General features: G+C 56.6%; 17 protein-coding genes. 14 read left to right on the top strand and 3 right to left on the bottom strand.

Annotated features, from left to right (window positions below; translation table 11 throughout):
* Positions 1–5 precede the first annotated feature (5 nt).
* From lepB to CKROP_RS05775, 7 genes are all read left to right on the top strand, one after another.
* Positions 6–998: a signal peptidase I gene (gene lepB, locus CKROP_RS05805; RefSeq protein ID WP_012731809.1), complete on the top strand. Its 993-nt coding sequence runs from the start codon at positions 6–8 to the stop codon at positions 996–998.
* Between the two features lie 88 nt (positions 999–1,086).
* On the top strand, positions 1,087–1,794 hold the full coding sequence (locus tag CKROP_RS05800) for a ribonuclease HII (protein WP_081429415.1): 708 nt from the start codon (positions 1,087–1,089) through the stop codon (positions 1,792–1,794).
* Between the two features lie 71 nt (positions 1,795–1,865).
* Positions 1,866–2,171: a DUF2469 domain-containing protein gene (locus tag CKROP_RS05795; protein ID WP_012731807.1), complete on the top strand. Its 306-nt coding sequence runs from the start codon at positions 1,866–1,868 to the stop codon at positions 2,169–2,171.
* A gap of 275 nt (positions 2,172–2,446) precedes the next feature.
* Positions 2,447–2,911 (top strand): YraN family protein, encoded by a 465-nt coding sequence (locus CKROP_RS05790; protein ID WP_012731806.1) that lies wholly within the window; start codon positions 2,447–2,449, stop codon positions 2,909–2,911.
* Complete coding sequence (locus tag CKROP_RS05785; protein ID WP_012731805.1) at positions 2,911–4,584, top strand: YifB family Mg chelatase-like AAA ATPase; 1,674 nt, start codon at positions 2,911–2,913, stop codon at positions 4,582–4,584. The genes CKROP_RS05790 and CKROP_RS05785 overlap by 1 nt, the downstream gene beginning before the upstream one ends.
* 223 nt (positions 4,585–4,807) lie before the next feature.
* Entirely contained in the window at positions 4,808–5,881 is a 1,074-nt protein-coding gene (gene dprA / locus CKROP_RS05780; protein ID WP_169302953.1) for a DNA-processing protein DprA, read from the top strand.
* Between the two features lie 29 nt (positions 5,882–5,910).
* A complete protein-coding gene (locus CKROP_RS05775; RefSeq protein WP_012731803.1) occupies positions 5,911–6,894 on the top strand; it encodes a tyrosine recombinase XerC in 984 nt (327 codons plus the stop codon).
* Positions 6,895–6,981: 87 nt separating this feature from the next.
* Here CKROP_RS05775 and CKROP_RS05770 read toward each other — a convergent pair whose 3' ends face one another.
* A complete protein-coding gene (locus CKROP_RS05770; RefSeq protein ID WP_169302952.1) occupies positions 6,982–7,476 on the bottom strand; it encodes a M23 family metallopeptidase in 495 nt (164 codons plus the stop codon).
* Between the two features lie 893 nt (positions 7,477–8,369).
* Here CKROP_RS05770 and rpsB point away from each other — a divergent pair.
* The 5 genes from rpsB (at position 8,370) to CKROP_RS05745 (ending at position 12,731) form a co-directional block, all read left to right on the top strand.
* Positions 8,370–9,230 (top strand): 30S ribosomal protein S2, encoded by an 861-nt coding sequence (gene rpsB / locus CKROP_RS05765; RefSeq protein ID WP_012731801.1) that lies wholly within the window; start codon positions 8,370–8,372, stop codon positions 9,228–9,230.
* 33 nt (positions 9,231–9,263) lie between these two features.
* Positions 9,264–10,091, top strand: a complete 828-nt coding sequence (tsf, locus tag CKROP_RS05760; RefSeq protein ID WP_012731800.1) for a translation elongation factor Ts — start codon at positions 9,264–9,266, stop codon at positions 10,089–10,091.
* A gap of 303 nt (positions 10,092–10,394) precedes the next feature.
* On the top strand, positions 10,395–11,159 hold the full coding sequence (pyrH, locus tag CKROP_RS05755) for a UMP kinase (protein WP_012731799.1): 765 nt from the start codon (positions 10,395–10,397) through the stop codon (positions 11,157–11,159).
* A gap of 102 nt (positions 11,160–11,261) precedes the next feature.
* A complete protein-coding gene (gene frr / locus CKROP_RS05750; RefSeq protein ID WP_012731798.1) occupies positions 11,262–11,819 on the top strand; it encodes a ribosome recycling factor in 558 nt (185 codons plus the stop codon).
* A gap of 33 nt (positions 11,820–11,852) precedes the next feature.
* Positions 11,853–12,731: a phosphatidate cytidylyltransferase gene (locus tag CKROP_RS05745; protein ID WP_012731797.1), complete on the top strand. Its 879-nt coding sequence runs from the start codon at positions 11,853–11,855 to the stop codon at positions 12,729–12,731.
* A 20-nt stretch (positions 12,732–12,751) separates the two neighbouring features.
* Here CKROP_RS05745 and CKROP_RS11695 read toward each other — a convergent pair whose 3' ends face one another.
* The gene (locus tag CKROP_RS11695; protein WP_237698403.1) at positions 12,752–13,321 is read right to left on the bottom strand and encodes a LapA family protein; all 570 of its coding nucleotides are present in this window, start codon (positions 13,319–13,321) and stop codon (positions 12,752–12,754) included.
* Positions 13,322–13,436: 115 nt separating this feature from the next.
* On the opposite strand from CKROP_RS11695, the gene rlmN reads away from it, so the two are divergent.
* Positions 13,437–14,621 carry a dual-specificity RNA methyltransferase RlmN gene (gene rlmN, locus CKROP_RS05735; protein WP_012731795.1) on the top strand — a complete coding sequence of 395 codons (1,185 nt, stop codon included), beginning with the start codon at positions 13,437–13,439 and terminating at the stop codon, positions 14,619–14,621.
* A gap of 69 nt (positions 14,622–14,690) precedes the next feature.
* Here the strand turns inward: rlmN and CKROP_RS05730 are convergent, their stop codons facing one another.
* A complete protein-coding gene (locus CKROP_RS05730; protein WP_012731794.1) occupies positions 14,691–15,107 on the bottom strand; it encodes a DUF2631 domain-containing protein in 417 nt (138 codons plus the stop codon).
* Positions 15,108–15,374: 267 nt separating this feature from the next.
* On the opposite strand from CKROP_RS05730, the gene CKROP_RS05725 reads away from it, so the two are divergent.
* Complete coding sequence (locus tag CKROP_RS05725; protein WP_012731793.1) at positions 15,375–16,661, top strand: M50 family metallopeptidase; 1,287 nt, start codon at positions 15,375–15,377, stop codon at positions 16,659–16,661.
* Positions 16,662–16,688: the final 27 nt, after the last annotated feature.

The following is a 16,688-nucleotide window of genomic DNA, read 5'->3' as shown; positions in this document are numbered from 1 at the left end:
GGCCTGTGACCGAAACTAACCCATCGGGCTGGCGCCCCCGTACGAGCCCCGACCGTTTACGTGCGTCGAGGGCGAAGAGCATCGATCGTTCGTCACCTGATGGGCGACGGGTTGGGCCTCAGCCGTCACACACCTCGGTCAGGCAGGACAGCAGAGCGTTCCGTGAAAAGCAGCGTTCTCGCGTCGGCAATAGGCCTTCCAACCGTCCGATAGGACGTCCCAACCCCCCGACAGGACGCCGTGTCACACGTGCTGCTGCTCCGTCGAAAAGAGAGCGCTCGCGAAAACAGTCGTCACGTTCTGAGCGTCCGTGGTATATCGATGTTCCCATCATTATTGCGATTGCGCTGATAGCGACCATTGCTTTTCAAGCTGTAGTGGGGCGGGTCTATGTCATTCCTTCTGAATCTATGGAGCCCACGCTTCATGGATGTACGGACTGCAATAATGACCGAATTTTCGTCAATAAAATGGTGTATGACTTTAAAGACCCCAAGCCCGGTGATGTGGTTGTTTTTAAAGGCCCAGAGTCTTGGGATAATGCCTACACAACGAGTCGGTCGAGTAATCGGATTGTCCGTGGTTTTCAAAACTTAGGGTCGTATATCGGGCTTGTTGCACCAGACGAAAATGATCTTGTTAAGCGTGTGATAGCGACTGGTGGCCAGACAGTGGAATGCTTACCTGGCGATAATGGGGTCAAAGTTAACGGGAAGGATATTGATAATTCGTATATCATGAATCCGCCTTCTCGGAGTGTCGATACTAAAGGCGGTTCGATTGCCTGTGGGGGCGAATACTTCGGGCCTGTGAAAGTTCCCGAGGATCATCTGTGGGTCATGGGTGATAACCGGACCAATTCGAGAGATTCTCGGTTCCATATGGGGGATCAATATCAAGGAACTGTTCCAGTGGATAATGTGATTGGTCGCGTTGATGCCCGCATTTTGCCGTTCAATCGGATAGGTACTGTGAAGCATCCTCAGATTCAGTCGTAGGGGATCGGTTGTGCTGATAACGTCGGGGCGTGGACTGCTCGTTGACGGGCATTCACGTAGCTTTAACCAGGTGAGAGCATGTGTAGACATGAGCAAACATGCTGGTACTAGGCATACTGGTGCCTGGTTGAATGTTCAGGCCACGCGAATTCGTCGTATGCCACAAGCCCGGACATATGAGGATGCGTTGGTCAAGGCGGGTTTAGGCCCCGTCGCCGGTGTGGATGAGGCAGGTCGGGGAGCGTGCTGTGGTCCGATGGCCATAGCCGCGTGCATATTACCGGCAAAGCCCATTCATCCCCTGGATAAGCTGACTGATTCTAAGAAACTTTCTCCCACAATGAGAGAAAAACTGTTCCCGATTATTAAGGATTCCGCTGAATCATGGTCAGTCATTCTTATTCCAGCTGCAGATATCGATAAATATGGAGTCCAAGCCATGAATATCGCTGGAATGCGACGTGCCGTAGGGGTATTAGACCAACGTCCACACTATGTTCTTACCGACGCCATGCGAGTCGATGGCCTGACGCAACCGCATCTCCCCATCATCGGTGGGGATTCGGCGGCCCGGTGCATCGCGGCCGCAAGCGTCTTGGCGAAAGTTACTCGTGACCGCTACATGTGCGATCTCGCGGAGCGCTACCCCGGGTACGGTCTGGAGAAGCACAAGGGCTACGGGACCGCTCAACATATTGACGCGGTGCGCCTCCACGGCGGGACGCCCGAGCATCGTTACACTTATCGGAATGTGGCCGAGGCGGTAGGTGCGTATCGTACTCATCATTCGATCTGATCGTCTCACCTTTATTGAATTGACGTACATTAAGTCGTATATCCGGATCTGATGTGGAGGATTGAGTTTCAGTGAGTGCTGAGGATCTTGAAAATTTCGAGGCCGACGTCGAATTATCCATGTATCGCGAATACCGCGACGTGGTAAGCCAGTTTTCGTATGTTGTGGAAACGGAACGCCGGTTTTATTTAGCTAACGCGGTGGAGCTCATACCTAATAATTCGAACGGGGAAGTCTATTTCGAAGTTCGGATGTCGGATGCCTGGGTATGGGACATGTACCGGCCTGCTCGATTTGTTAAATACGTGCGAGTTATCACCTTTAAAGACGTCAATATCGAGGAGCTAGATAAGCCTGATATCCAGCTTCCGGATTAGGTTGATTCGCGCTAGCGAGAATTATTAGAGCGCTTTCGTTCGAGCCCTTTTTAGAGTCCTTTTTGGAACTCGTACGCCCTCATGTTCAGGGAATCCATAGGGGCAGTAGCACGTTTTGTGCTCTACATAGTGTGCTTGTTAGCTAGTTATCCCCAGGCCGGAAGTTATCCCCAGCGACGCGTGGTGTTCACACTGAATGCCGACGTCGCTGGGGCCTTTTTATGAGAAGCTATCGCCCACACGGATATGACTGACATCGGTAGTAGGGGGTCGCGGTGGGGACTGACGGTAGTACACAGACACAACTTTGTCTTGACGACGATTACGCGTCGGCCTTTGTAGGGAGTTGTTCCACTCGGCTTTTAGGCCGGTGGGGTGAAGACCGCGCAGCGGAATGGCTAGTCCGCCAAGGGTTCGTCATCGTCGACAGGAACTGGCGCTTTCGCGGAGGCGAGTTGGACATCGTCGCCACGTTGAACACCGACGCGCGCAACTCACCGGCGGTGTGCGCCGTCGTCGAGGTCAAAACGCGTCGAACCCAGTTTTTCGGTGGAGGAGTTGAGGCCATCACGCGGAAGAAGCAGCAGACTCTCCGGCGGGGAATGAGCCAGTGGTTAGCCGCCCACCCTGACGTCCATCCCCAGTTCATCCGTATCGATTTGATCGACATTGCGGTCCATCCCCCTAGCGAAGCCATGCCGTGGCGTTGTTCGCTGGAGCACTTTGAAGAGGTGGCGTGATGACTGTCGGGCGGACCTACTCTGTGGCCCTTCAAGGGATTTCCGGAATCCCTATCTCTATTGAGGCGGATTCTGGTCCGGGCTTACCCGGAATGAACGTCGTCGGCCTGGGGGATACGGCGGTATCAGAGGCGCGCGACCGCATCCGATCAGCGGCGAGAAACTCCGGCCTCGAGTGGCCAAAAACGAAGATCGTGGTCAGCCTTTCGCCTGCGTCGTTACCGAAGAACGGATCTGGCTATGACCTTGCTCTGGTGATCGCGGTTTTAGCCTCGAATGCCAGCAGGTCAGCGAACGGATCGTGTAGTTCGAAGAAACGAGACCGAGACATAAGAGCCCGCCTTGATTCGACGGTTTTTATCGGTGAACTGGGGCTGAATGGTGATGTCCGCCCTGTTGCTGGTGTGCTCCCTGCCATTATCGCAGCGCGTGACCAGGGAATGACGGCCGCTATTGTTCCCGCGGCCAACGCAGCGGAAGCCTCCTTGGTCGCGGGTATTTCAGTGTGGGCTGTGACCTCATTGCGCGCGGCATGGGCGTGGGTGTGCACGGGACAACCGATGACGAGTGATCAACCGACGTTGGCCTCAGAAGTTGTGCAGCACGCGTGTATTCGGTGCGAACATCACCGAGTGTCGTCTGCGGCCAGTCAACCCAATGAGACGCTGGACATGTCGGACGTTCTCGGTCAAGAACTAGCCCGGCGCGGTATTGAAATCGCAGCTGCTGGTGGCCACCATATGCTTCTTATCGGCCCTCCGGGGTCCGGGAAATCAATGTTGGCGGCCCGCGTTCCCACCATCCTCCCGCCATTAAGTGAACAGCAATGTCTTGAAGTGACGGCGATTCATTCGTTGTCATCAGAGACGATGATCGACGTGGTCACTCGACCTCCATTTGTGGATCCGCATTATTCGATCTCAGTCGCTGGGCTCATTGGTGGAGGTTCGGGGCGGCCACGGCCGGGCGCTATCAGTCGGGCGCACCACGGTGTGTTGTTTCTCGACGAGGTCGGGGAGATGAAGGCCCGGGTCCTCGATGCGTTGCGTACGCCACTTGAGCAGGGCTTTGTGCGGATTTCGCGCAATCGTTTTTCCGTCGTGTATCCGTCGAGTTTTCAGTTGATCATGGCAGCAAATCCGTGTCCTTGTGGTGCAGCAACACCTCAGGAATGTCGGTGTACAGGTCGTGTTCGCTCGACGTACCTCTCCGGATTGTCGGGCCCACTCTTAGACCGAATCGACCTCGCTGTGACGACGGCACCGAAGGATTCCATGGTGTCGTCGATACGTCGGGGTGAATCGTCAGAATCGATACGACGCAGAGTCTGCTACGCCCACCGGTGTGCTCGGCGACGGTGGGATTCTATGGGGCTTGGGCCAATCACGAACTCCCACGTCCCGGGAAAATGGATCCGTGAGTGGTTGAGCACGGTTCCGATGGTGGCCAGCTATGTCGACTATTTACTGCGTACGGATGCGGTGACTCAGCGAGGGGTTGATCGGTTGTGTCGGGTGGCGTTCACGATTGCGGATCTTGAGGCAGGGGCGTTTGGCGATGGCGATGCGGGTTCGTCGGGGACGGATGCGGTGGTCGGGCTTTCTCACGTGACGCTCGACCATTTTGATGAAGCACAATCTTTACATGAGGGGGTAGACAACATTGGGCGATAACGGTACCTGTCACACAGGTCAGGGAGATGACTACGAGGGCGGACGAGCGATTGAAGGGAGTGGGCCGAGTAGGGGAGCGCCTTCTTTAGTTCATTCGACCGTTTTTAAGGGCACGGCAGATTTTACAGCGCGGCATCAAGCGTGGGCGTACCTCAACCGGGTTGTAGAGGGGCCGAATGCGCATCTTTTGGCTCTGATTTGGGAAAGTGGGGAATCGGATCCGGTGTCTGCTGCTATACGGATCATTCGTCGTGATCCGAGTCTTCCGCCCAAGGTGTTGAGTGCCACGGAGTCGCGCTGCGGATGGTTCCAACCGTTGGCAGACCTTCATTCGGCAGCCTCCGTCGGGGCATGTTTCATCACCCCCGATGACGACGCGTGGCCCGGTCCAGTACTCGCCGAATCATTTCACGTTTCCCGCACTGCCGACGGGGCGAAATCTCATCACGATGACGCAATCCCTCCGCACGGCCTATGGGTCAAAGGCGGGAACGCTCGAGCCTTGACGGAGAAAGCGATCACTGTTGTTGGCACACGTGCTGCCACGCGGTACGGGAATGCGGTCGCTGCAGATATCGGCGCTGAGTGTGCCACCCATGGGTGGACAGTGGTCTCAGGAGGTGCCTTCGGGATCGACATTAGTGCGCATCGTGCAGCCCTCCGCGTCGGCCACTCCACTGTTGCCATCGTGGCCCACGGCATTGACGTCACCTATCCCGCAGCCCATAGGACTGAGTTCAACGACATCGCCCGCGAAGGAGTGGTGATCACGGAATATCCCCCGGGAACACGTCCAGCCCGGCATCGATTCTTGACCAGAAACCGTCTCTCAGCGGCCTTGGGCCAAGGCGTGGTGGTTATCGAGGCAGGTTATCGCTCTGGCGCGCTCAACACCGTGAGCTGGGCCGAAACGATGGGCAAGCAGGTGTTCGCAGTACCCGGGGCAGTGACATCGCGATCATCTCACGGTTGTCATCGACTCATCCGCGAAGGTCGCGCCGAATTGATTGAAAGTGGAGCGGACCTTATCGAATCACTGAGCCCCTTGGGAACCCTGGACAGCGATGCCCAGTTGGAAATGGATTATCCAGCGACGGACGTCCAGCGGCTTGATCGACCGTCGTTACGTGTTTATGACGCAGTAAGCGGGAAGAGATCCGATGCAGCCGCCATAGCCGCGTCCTCCGGTCTGCCCTTGGTGCAGACCATGACGATCCTGTGTGAACTCAGAGACAAAGGACTAATTAGCCGGAGCGGAAACCTATGGGAACGTGACACTGCCGCGTCAACGGTGTGATCGCGTCCCGGCACCTATACTCAGTACACATGGCCGGAACACCGCATTCACCCGATACTGGTTCCAGTAAAGACCGGAATGATGTTGCGTCGGACAAGGAACCAGCCGTATCGGCGCAGTGGGACGGCATTATCGAGGACTATCTGGACTTCCTCACATTCACCAAAGGGCGCAGTGAGAACACGGTCAAGGCTTATCGCAATGACCTTCACTCGCTCGTCGACGGGCTAACGACGGTCGATCAACTCACTTTGCACCACATACGACGTTGGCAGGCGGATGCTTTGCGGGCCGGGCATGCGCGATCGAGTCTTTCACGTCGCGCCTCAGCGGTGAGGAATTTCGGACGGTGGCTTGAACACCGAGGAATTGTGCAAAGCGATCCGGCATCTCGTTTGTCGTCGCCACGTCCGGATAAAACGCTCCCGCGTGTCTTAGCTGCTGATCAAACGGCAGAAATACTCCACAACTTGGAAGTCGGTGCGGAAGAAGAAGACCCCATCGCGCTTCGCGACCTCGCGATGGTCGAGTTTATGTACGGCACCGGCGTGCGAGTATCTGAACTGTGTCGACTCAATATTGGCGACCTAGATTTCGCGAGGCAGACGGTCACCATTCTGGGCAAAGGCAATAAACAACGTGTCGTCCCCTTCGGTGAGTCTGCTGCACACGCACTGAAACGATGGATCGATATTGGACGGCCCGCGATTGCTGCGAACGGGCATCACAAGGACGCTGATGAGGCTGTTTTCTTAGGGAAACGGGGTGGTCGGATAGACCCGCGTCAAGTCAGAACGGTTGTTCATCAAGCGACCTCAACCGTATCGGGAGGGGATGTTTCCCCACACGCGCTCAGGCACAGTGCGGCCACTGATGTTCTTGAAGGGGGAGCGGATCTTCGAGTGGTCCAAGAAATGCTGGGACACGCCTCGCTAGCAACAACTCAGATTTACACGCATGTCGATTCTGAACGTTTGAAAGCGGTGTTTAACCAAGCGCACCCGCGAGCGTGACCGCGCACTGCTGGACCGAACACTGGTTCACCGAATGTTAAATGCACAGTGCAGGTGGCGTCGGAACTGGTTCTAGCGCTGGCTCACTCATTGAGGCTTCAACCTCACTTCTGATCGTCCCAGAAGAGTCAGTGGGTCGATGTAACTCTCGCCGATCTTTGCTCCCCACCCAAGTCCGGGGCCGTGGGTTGCTTCATTCTCGTTCGCAAGAACACCAATAATTTCACCCCGCCGGACAACGTCGCCACGGGCGCGTTGAGAAATAACAGGATCGTACGTGGTCCGGATACCGTCGGTGTGCTGGATCGACACCACCGGTCGGCCACCGACCTGCCCGGCGAACGCGATAGTCCCCGACAACGAAGCGCGAATGGGTGTGCCAGGAGCGGCTTCAAGATCAACTCCGCGATGGCCGGAGAGCCAGGGTTCTGGGGGAGCTTTGAAGGGAACGATCACCTTTGATGCTATGGGTAACCGATGCCGTCGGATATGGTGATATGCAGTGGCCTGCCTGAGCGATGCCTCGTCGGGAGTGCCCTCCACATGGGCCACGGCCGTATAGAGCGTGTTCCCGGATCCCATGAGAATAGGGCTATGAGCAGGACAAAGGATGAGCGCCGTGACCCACACTATGGTCACCACCGTGAACAACGTGAACAACACGGTGAGGGAACTGCGTGTACGGAGCCGGGAGACATGTGGTCGGCAGACAAGTGGTGCTAAAAAAGCCATGACATAAGAGTCCGCTTATTCACACAAATCGGAGTGTGATGGAGGGCCGATCACCACTCGTTCTGTGGATAACTGTGGGGCTGTGGATAAACCGAACCGAGGAGTGACGCCACAACTCTTCCCCTGAGAGTTGCATAAGAGTCGTGTCAGAGTTACGTCGTTTTCTAGGACTTGGGAAAAAGCGTTCTAAGCAGTACAGTTAGTCGATGCAATGTGTCTGTGTGGGCCGCGTAGAGCTAGCAACGGACATCGTGGCAGTGAGCTAAGAAGCTTCACAGCCGCACGACGCCGTTCATGACTCCCCGTGGTTTCCCCGTATGACCATTGACTTCGCGTGACCATCACGCCCCTTCTTTAACGCGTCATAGCCGTTAAGGCCTTATTTTTGTCTACGTGGTAGTAGCTACGTCGGCAAAAGCCAAGGACATGCACCGCGTTAACAACGAAGGGACGAGGGAGAGAATGTGGTCTCGGGAATCGCGGTATCGCCGGTAGGGAAGTAGTTCCCGCCTGTTGTCCGGCGCTGTTGTGATTCGCAAGTATTCGAACCCGATGGCACCAGGGTGTGGAGGAAACCCACACAACCACGTCAGCTGGTCAAGCTGACATGTAAGAAATAACCACTACGTCCGAGCAGAAAGCGAGGAGGGAAGCCGGACCGCTGTGTTCCGCGCCGGGAGTTGGTACATACCACCTGGTGCAACGAGCACCTAAGCGTCCCCGATGCGCTTCCCAAGAAATATATGGCTGTTGTAACCATGCGTCAGCTCCTTGACGCCGGTGTCCACTTTGGCCACCAGACCCGTCGTTGGAACCCGAAGATGAAGCGCTACATCATCACGGAGCGCAACGGCATCTACATCATTGATCTTCAGCAGACACTGACCTACATCGATTCTGCCTACGAGTTCGTTAAAGAGACTGTTGCTCATGGCGGCAACATCCTCTTCGTCGGTACCAAGAAGCAGGCCCAGGAAGCAGTTGCAACCGAGGCTGAGCGCGTTGGTATGCCGTACGTCAACCACCGCTGGTTGGGCGGCATGCTCACCAACTTCCAAACCGTCCACAAGCGCCTGGGTCGTCTGAAGGAACTTCAGGCCATGGACGCAGCGGAGAACGGCTACGAAGGTCGCACCAAGAAGGAAGTCTTGATGCTGACCCGCGAGCGCCAGAAGCTCGAGCGCGTTCTTGGCGGTATCTCCGACATGAACAAGGTTCCGTCTGCGATCTGGATCGTCGACACCAACAAGGAACACATCGCTGTCTCCGAGGCCCAAAAGCTGAACATCCCGGTCGTGGCCATTCTGGACACGAACTGCGATCCCGACGTCGTTGACTACCCGATTCCGGGTAACGACGACGCTATCCGTTCGGCTGCGCTGCTGACTGGCGTCATTGCCTCCGCCGTTGAGGACGGCAAGAAGGCTCGTGCCGAGCGTGCCCAGGCTGAGGCTAAGGCTGCTGCTGGCGACAACGATGCGCCTGTTTCTTCCGAAGGTGAGAGCACAGAAGTGGCTTCCGACGCTGCTTCCACGGCATCTGAGACGACGGCGACCTCCAGTGATGAGTCCGCCGCCGAATCCTCTGAAGCTGAGTCAAAGTAAGACCCGTTTTCACAAACTGAAGGAGAATCGCTGATGGCGAACTACACTGCAGCTGATGTCAAGAAGCTCCGTGAGATCACCGGTGCCGGCATGATGTCCTGTAAGAAAGCTTTAGAGGAGGCTGACGGCGACTTCGACAAGGCCGTGGAATTCCTCCGCATCAAGGGTGCGAAAGACGTCGGTAAGCGCGCAGAGCGCACCGCGGCCGAAGGCTTGATTGCCGTGTCCGGCAACACCATGATCGAGGTCAACTCCGAGACCGACTTCGTTGCTAAGAACGCCGAGTTCAAAGAATTCGCGGACAAGGTTGCGAAGGCCGCTGATGAGGCCAAGGCAAACTCGGCCGAGGACCTGGCTGCTGTCAACGTCGACGGCACCCCGGCAGAGGAAGCCCTGCAGGCTTTCTCGGCCAAGATCGGTGAGAAGCTGGCTCTTCGTCGTGCTACCACCATCGACGGCGACAACGTTGCTGTTTACCTGCACCACCGTTCCGCTGACCTCCCGCCGGCGGTCGGCGTGATGGTCGCGTACGAAGGTGAAGGCGACGCAGCGAAAGAAGCAGCCCACAACGCTGCCATGCAGGTTGCTGCGTTGAAGGCAAAGTACCTGAAGCGCGAGGACGTTCCCTCCGACATCGTCGAGAAAGAGCGCTCCATTGCAGAGGCAACCTCCCGCGAGGAAGGCAAGCCCGAAAAGGCTCTTCCGAAGATCGTCGAAGGCCGTCTCAACGGCTTCTTCAAGGACGTTGTGCTTCTGGAGCAGCCCTCCGTCGCTGACCACAAGAAAACTGTTAAGCAGCTGATGGATGAGGCTGGCGTCACCTTGACCGGCTTCCGTCGCTACGAAGTTGGCCAGCAGTAATCTGGTGAGCTTCACCTAGTGAGTGAAACTACCTTGGCCCCTTTCCACATATCAGGGAAAGGGACCGAGGTTTTTTGCTTTCTACCGGCAGAAACGATGCTCAAGTAGTGGATGAGTGGCCGGATTCTCATCTCCTCCCGCTGCCTCCAGGTGTCAAGTTATGTTCTTGTCCAGAGAGCCAGGTAGGATGTCACGAGGAAAACCGAACGGGTTACCCACTGACCCCTTCGCTGTCTAAGGCAGCGTCCACGTTGGTCGGTTCAGGTAGGGTCGCACACTCAACTTCATGAGGAGACATCCAGAATGGCGCAGAATGACGCCCCCAATTCACCTGCTCACGGTCCTCATCGATCACCATATAAGAGGGTCATGCTGAAGCTGGGCGGTGAAATGTTCGGCGGCGGCAAAGTCGGAGTTGACCCCGACGTCGTCGACAATGTTGCTCGTCAGATCGCCGAAGTTGCCCGCAACGGAGTTGAAATTTGTGTGGTCATCGGGGGTGGCAACTTCTTCCGCGGAGCACAGCTGTCCCAGCGGGGAATGGATCGATCGCGTTCCGACTACATGGGCATGCTCGGCACCGTGATGAATTGCCTGGCCCTCCAGGACTTCCTGGAAAAGCAGGGCGTCGAGACCCGCGTTCAGACAGCGATCAACATGGCGCAAGTCGCGGAACCCTATCTTCCGCTCCGCGCAACCCGGCACCTCGAGAAAGGCCGCGTCGTCATTTTCGGCGCGGGCATGGGAATGCCTTACTTCTCGACTGATACCACCGCGGCCCAGAGAGCACTGGAAATCGGCTGTGAAGTGCTGTTGATGGCGAAGGCCGTCGACGGAGTGTACGACGATGATCCGCGTAAAAACCCCGACGCCACCATGTACACGGAAGTCACTCCGCGTGAATGCCTTGATAAGAAACTGAAGGTGGCTGATGCTACCGCTTTCAGCCTATGCATGGATAACAATATGCCCATCCTCGTCTTCAATTTGCTCGTTGAAGGAAATATCGCGAGGGCGGTCAATGGCGAAAACATCGGCACGCTGGTCCGTTCGTCTGATAATGATTAATACAGCCATCGTTTGCTAGACGCCATGGCCGATGAGGCGACGGCATGAAACCCGCGTGCCCATGACGTCGCGCTTATTACAACACACTGTGAGGTACACACCATGATTGATGACACACTGCTAGAGAGCGAAGAACGTATGACCCAGTCGGTGGAATACGCTCGTGAAGACCTCACGACGATTCGCACCGGCCGCGCGAACCCGTCGATGTTTAACGGAGTTCAAGCCGAATATTACGGGGTGATGACGCCGATTACGCAGATGGCAACAATCAGCGTCCCAGAACCACGAATGCTGCTGATCAAGCCTTACGAGCCCAGCATTATGAACGCCATCGAGAACGCTATTCGCAATTCGGATCTGGGCGTCAACCCGACTAACGACGGTCAAGTTTTGCGTGTCACCGTGCCGCAGCTGACCGAGGAGCGTCGTAAAGAGATGGTCCGGCTCGCAAAGAGCAAGGGGGAGGACGCGCGCATCGCGATCCGTAACATTCGCCGTAAGGGAATGGACGAGCTCAAGCGGATCCAAAAAGACGGCGAAGCCGGCGAAGATGAGGTCCAGGCCGCGGAGAAGGAACTGGACAAGACCACCCACGAGTATGTGTCCCAGGTGGACAAGCTCATTGAGGCTAAAGAAAAAGAATTAATGGAAGTCTAGGGTAGCTTGCAACAGAAAGCTCGGGGATAGCTGATGAAGGTAAGTGAGCGCGGTTCCGACGGCAGTTCTCTGCCGCGCCCACGCAACAAGGCAGGGCGTAATGTCCCCGTCGCCATCATTGTTGGCGTTCTACTCGGGGCCTTAATCATCGGATGCCTCATTATTCCGCACGCGTGGTACCCGCTGTTAGCTGTCATCATTCCGCTAGCAACCCTCGAGGTGTCCCGTCGCCTCAAGGAGCATGAGTACGACGTCCCGGTCCTGACCATGCTGGCTGGTGGGCAGCTGATACTGTGGTTGTCCTTGCCGTGGGGGGCTAGGGGCATGCTGATGGGCTATATCGTGTCCGTCGGCGCGATCATGATCACCCGACTATTCCATCGGGGAACCCACCACGCACCGACGAATTACCTTCGCGACATGTCAGTGGCGGTCTTTGTTCTGACGTGGATTTCGCTATGTGGAACGGCTGCCGCACATCTCACCCTGTTTAACGAGGGAAGTCTTCGGGGATGGGCCCTCATTGCGACATTCATCTTGTGCGTTGTTGCCAACGATGTGGGTGGTTTTACGGCCGGTGTGTTCTTCGGTAAGCACCCGCTTGCACCGGCCGTCAGCCCGAAGAAATCGTGGGAAGGATTCGCAGGTTCCCTCGTATTTGCGGCGATTGTTGGGGTAATAACCACCTGGCTGTTACTTCACCGAGCCCCCTGGGAGGGCATTGTGGTCGGCGTATTTCTTGCTTGTGCCGCCACGCTCGGGGATCTCGTTGAGTCCCAATTCAAACGAGACCTGGGAATTAAAGATATGGGCACGCTTCTTCCCGAGCATGGTGGGCTCATGGACCGGTTGGATAGTCTGCTTCCCGCGGCAGCGATGACCTGGATCATCGCGACTGTTCTCCAAATGTGACCGGTCCGCGCTGTGTTCTCTTATTTTCTCTGTTGGTGGATCTGCCGACGTAACTGAAACATCCGAACGGACCCAACAGAGAGCATAATGACAGCTCCAATAATCGCGGCGAGGAGGAACCCGACACCCGCGGGGAACGACACCGTCCAGAAAAAGACTGTCAACGTGACAGATTCCATATTCTGGATAATGAAAATAAGAAGAAGCACTAACAGAGCAATTCCGACACTCAGTGCCACCCATGTGCTTCCCGCAACGGAGCCCTGAACGTCAGTCTTATTCTTCATCGGGCCAGCATTGGTGTCAGTTCCCTCCCGATTCACACGACGACGCTCCGTACGCGGCTCATCATCGGAGGAACCAGCAGGAGAGGAGCTACCCGTGGCCCGCTCAGCGTGCTGCGCATCTTGGTTCTGTGCAGCTTCTTCATTCTGTTGGCGCTCGGCCTTCTTCCGCTCACCCTCAGGGGTTGGTCTAACGACGCTCGGTGTGCGTGCCTCGGTGTCGCTTTTACCGTCCATGCGGGGGCGACCCACCGCATTATCGGCCCGAGTCGATTTGTTGTCCTTAGATTTTGGTGATGTACTCATTGCTCCGTAACAATACCTCAACATCCACCAGCACGTCGGTTCGCAGACATCCCGTCGCACTCACCGGTGGGCTGTGATTGGATTATCCTCTCGCATCGTAGGCAGAATATAAGTAATGACGGAAACACATACAGAAACACACAACGACTTGGGTCTTAAGCCCGTCGAATCCCTCAATCGAGCTGATAACAAAGCCCAGCTGAAGTTCGCCGCTCCGCGTCGCGGAAAACCTCCAACACATTTTGCGGATCTGACGGTGGATGAGCAGAAGCAGGCCGTGAAGGACTTGGGGCTGCCAGCGTTTCGCGCGAACCAATTGGCCCGCCACTATTACGGCCGATTTGAGGCATCCCCTGAGACCATGACGGACTTACCGGCTGCTGCGCGTGAGCCGGTTCAGAAAGCTCTTTTCCCCGAGCTCATGACTGAGGTCCGCAATATCTCGTGTGACCAGGGCATGACCAGGAAGACATTGTGGAAGCTTCACGACGGCACTTTGCTCGAGTCGGTTTTGATGCGGTACCCGGGCCGAGCCACGTTGTGTATTTCCTCCCAAGCGGGGTGTGGCATGGCCTGCCCGTTCTGCGCAACTGGCCAAGGCGGCTTGCATCGTAACCTGTCGACGGGGGAGATCGTGGACCAAGTCCGCGCCGCCGCAGCCGCGATGAGCAGGGGTGACGTTGCTGGTGGCAAAGGCCGCCTGTCCAACGTCGTCTTTATGGGAATGGGCGAGCCTCTGGCGAACTACAAGCGCGTCGTCAGCGCCGTTCGGCAGATTACTGATCCGTCGCCACGCGGATTCGGTTTGTCTCAGCGCAACGTGACGGTGTCGTCGGTAGGACTCGCGCCAGCAATACGCCGGTTTGCCGACGAAGGCCTCTCGGTCACGCTAGCAGTGTCGTTGCACACTCCTGATGATGAGCTCCGCGATAGCCTCGTCCCCGTGAACAATAGATGGTCCGTGGAAGAGGTCTTGGATGCCGCTGCGTATTATGCGGATCGGTCTGGGCGTCGTGTTTCTATCGAGTACGCGCTCATCCGTGACGTCAATGACCAAGGGTGGCGTGCGGACCTCTTAGGTAAGAAGCTGAAAAAGGCGCTTCACTCCAAGGTTCACGTGAATGTGATTCCGTTGAACCCGACGCCGGGGTCTATTTGGGATGCGTCGACGAAACAGCAACAAGAAGAATTTGTCCGCAGGGTGAAAACACAAGGTGTTGAGTGCACCGTTCGTGATACCCGTGGACAAGAAATTGCCGCAGCCTGCGGACAGCTAGCTGCGGAAGAAAAGACTGCGTAAAGCTGGGCCAGGGGGCCGGGGCCGGGGTAGCGGCCAGGACAAAAGGCCCAGCAACTAATCTCGTATCAGTTAGTTCCCCTGGACAGCGCGCTGACCCTTCACCGTCGCCGGATCAATGTTGAAGGAACGCAACTGCGAGTCGGAAAGATTGGAATATGCTCCGCGGAGGTTGAGCTGGTCAGCAGCCCAGTCGCGCTCAACGTAGTCGGCCGGCTTATTGCGAGCGGTCACGGTCCGAACCTGGTTGAGCTTAGGACGCAGAGCGATCAGCAATGCTCCAATGAAGCACAGGGCAGCGGTCGCGATGAGGAAAATATCTTCGACATGGCCCTTGTGGTTACCGATGAGCATGAACAAGAGGAAAAGACCACCAACGATGCCGGAGATAATAACCGGACGCCGGCCTAGATCATGCCAACCCCAGTATGCGGATGGCTCGTCCTTGGTTGATACGCCGTCGTACACTTTCTCATTCGTCTCAGACACGAGAACCTCTCCTCTATCTCTGCCGGAACAGTGACGATCCACGTCTGATGTATGTGTCCGGTGCGATTCCGCGGGACCAGTGGGGTATTTATTGTCGACGTTTCAGTCACACTGCTGTCGTTTACATTACCCCAAATTAATTCTCAGCCATAGTGGGGTAGCGCGTCGACCATGACCAATACACCCTGTTGGTGGTGATTCTGTGAAAAACCGGTGTGGTCTGCGCGTAGCAGCGTTCTCTTATGGAACGCGGTAGGGTTGGCCCTCATGAGTTTCATCGTGGGGCTTGTTTTATTCGCCTTGGGGATCGTTCTGACCATCGCGCTGCATGAATGTGGCCACATGGTCTCTGCACGCGCCTGCGGGATGCGCGTGCGTCGTTACTTTATTGGTTTTGGGCCGACGCTCTTTTCTTTCCGACGGAGAGAGAAGAAGACGTCGGCAGCGGCGGGGCGTCCCCTCATGACGGAATATGGCCTCAAAGCTGTCCCCTTTGGTGGATTTTGCGATATCGCCGGAATGACAGCGATCGATGAGGTCGCCCCAGAGGATGAGCCATTTTCCATGGTCAAACGGCCCGTGTGGCAGCGTCTCATCGTGCTGTTGGGGGGCATCATGATGAACTTGTTGATCGGCGTCGTCGTGATGTACTTCGTTGCCGTTGCGTGGGGACTTCCCAATCCGAACGTCGATTTGTCGGCAAAAGTTGGTTCTACGCAGTGTGTTCCGCAATCGGCATCCGCGAATAGTTCGTCCGACGATTCGTCGACGCCTGACTGTAGCGGTCCCGGGCCCGCGGGGAAGGCTGGAATCCGCCAGGGCGATACGATCGTCAAGGTTGATGGTCACGACACCCCGGACTTCACGACGATGGGCGACGTCGTCCAAAAGATCGGACGTGACCACGCGGATGACGACCACGACCCCACCGTCCCCGTCGTTGTCGAGCGAAACGGTGAAACACGAACGGTTGATGTCACTATCCAGCGTGTTCAGCGGGAGACCACGCAGGGCAAGACGGTGACTGTCGGTGCTATCGGGATGACCTGGGAGCGTCCCAACAATATGTATTCGCACTACAACGCGCTGTCCGCTATCCCGGGCTCCTTGCACTATTCCGGTTACATGATCGGCCAATCGGTCGTTGGTTTGGCGAAACTGCCGGCATCTGTTCCGGGAGTTGTCCGGTCGATCGGCGGTGGTGAGCGCAGCGAGAGCTCACCAATGAGCGTTGTTGGAGCCTCGGTGGCAGGTGGCGACTTGGTCAAACACGATCAGTGGTCGTCCTTCTTCCTTCTCCTGGCTAGCCTCAACTTTTTCCTCGCCTTGTTTAACCTCGTTCCCTTGCCACCGCTCGATGGTGGGCACGTGGCCGTCACGATTTGGGAGAAGCTCCGCGACATGGTGCGACGGCTCCGTGGCTTAGCGCCACTAGGGCCCGCCGATTACACCAAATTGATGCCGCTGACCGTTGCCGTCTTTGTCCTCTTATTCGGTTTCGGTGCGCTGGTCATTGTGGCGGACGTTGTGAACCCCATCAGACTCTTCGGCTAAGACCCGGTGGGGAAACGTCGGCGGGTC

The organism is Corynebacterium kroppenstedtii DSM 44385 (genome assembly GCF_000023145.1).
GTDB lineage: Bacteria > Actinomycetota > Actinomycetes > Mycobacteriales > Mycobacteriaceae > Corynebacterium > Corynebacterium kroppenstedtii.
Note: the sequence above shows the minus strand (reverse complement) of the source record. Positions and strands in the feature narration are given on the sequence as shown.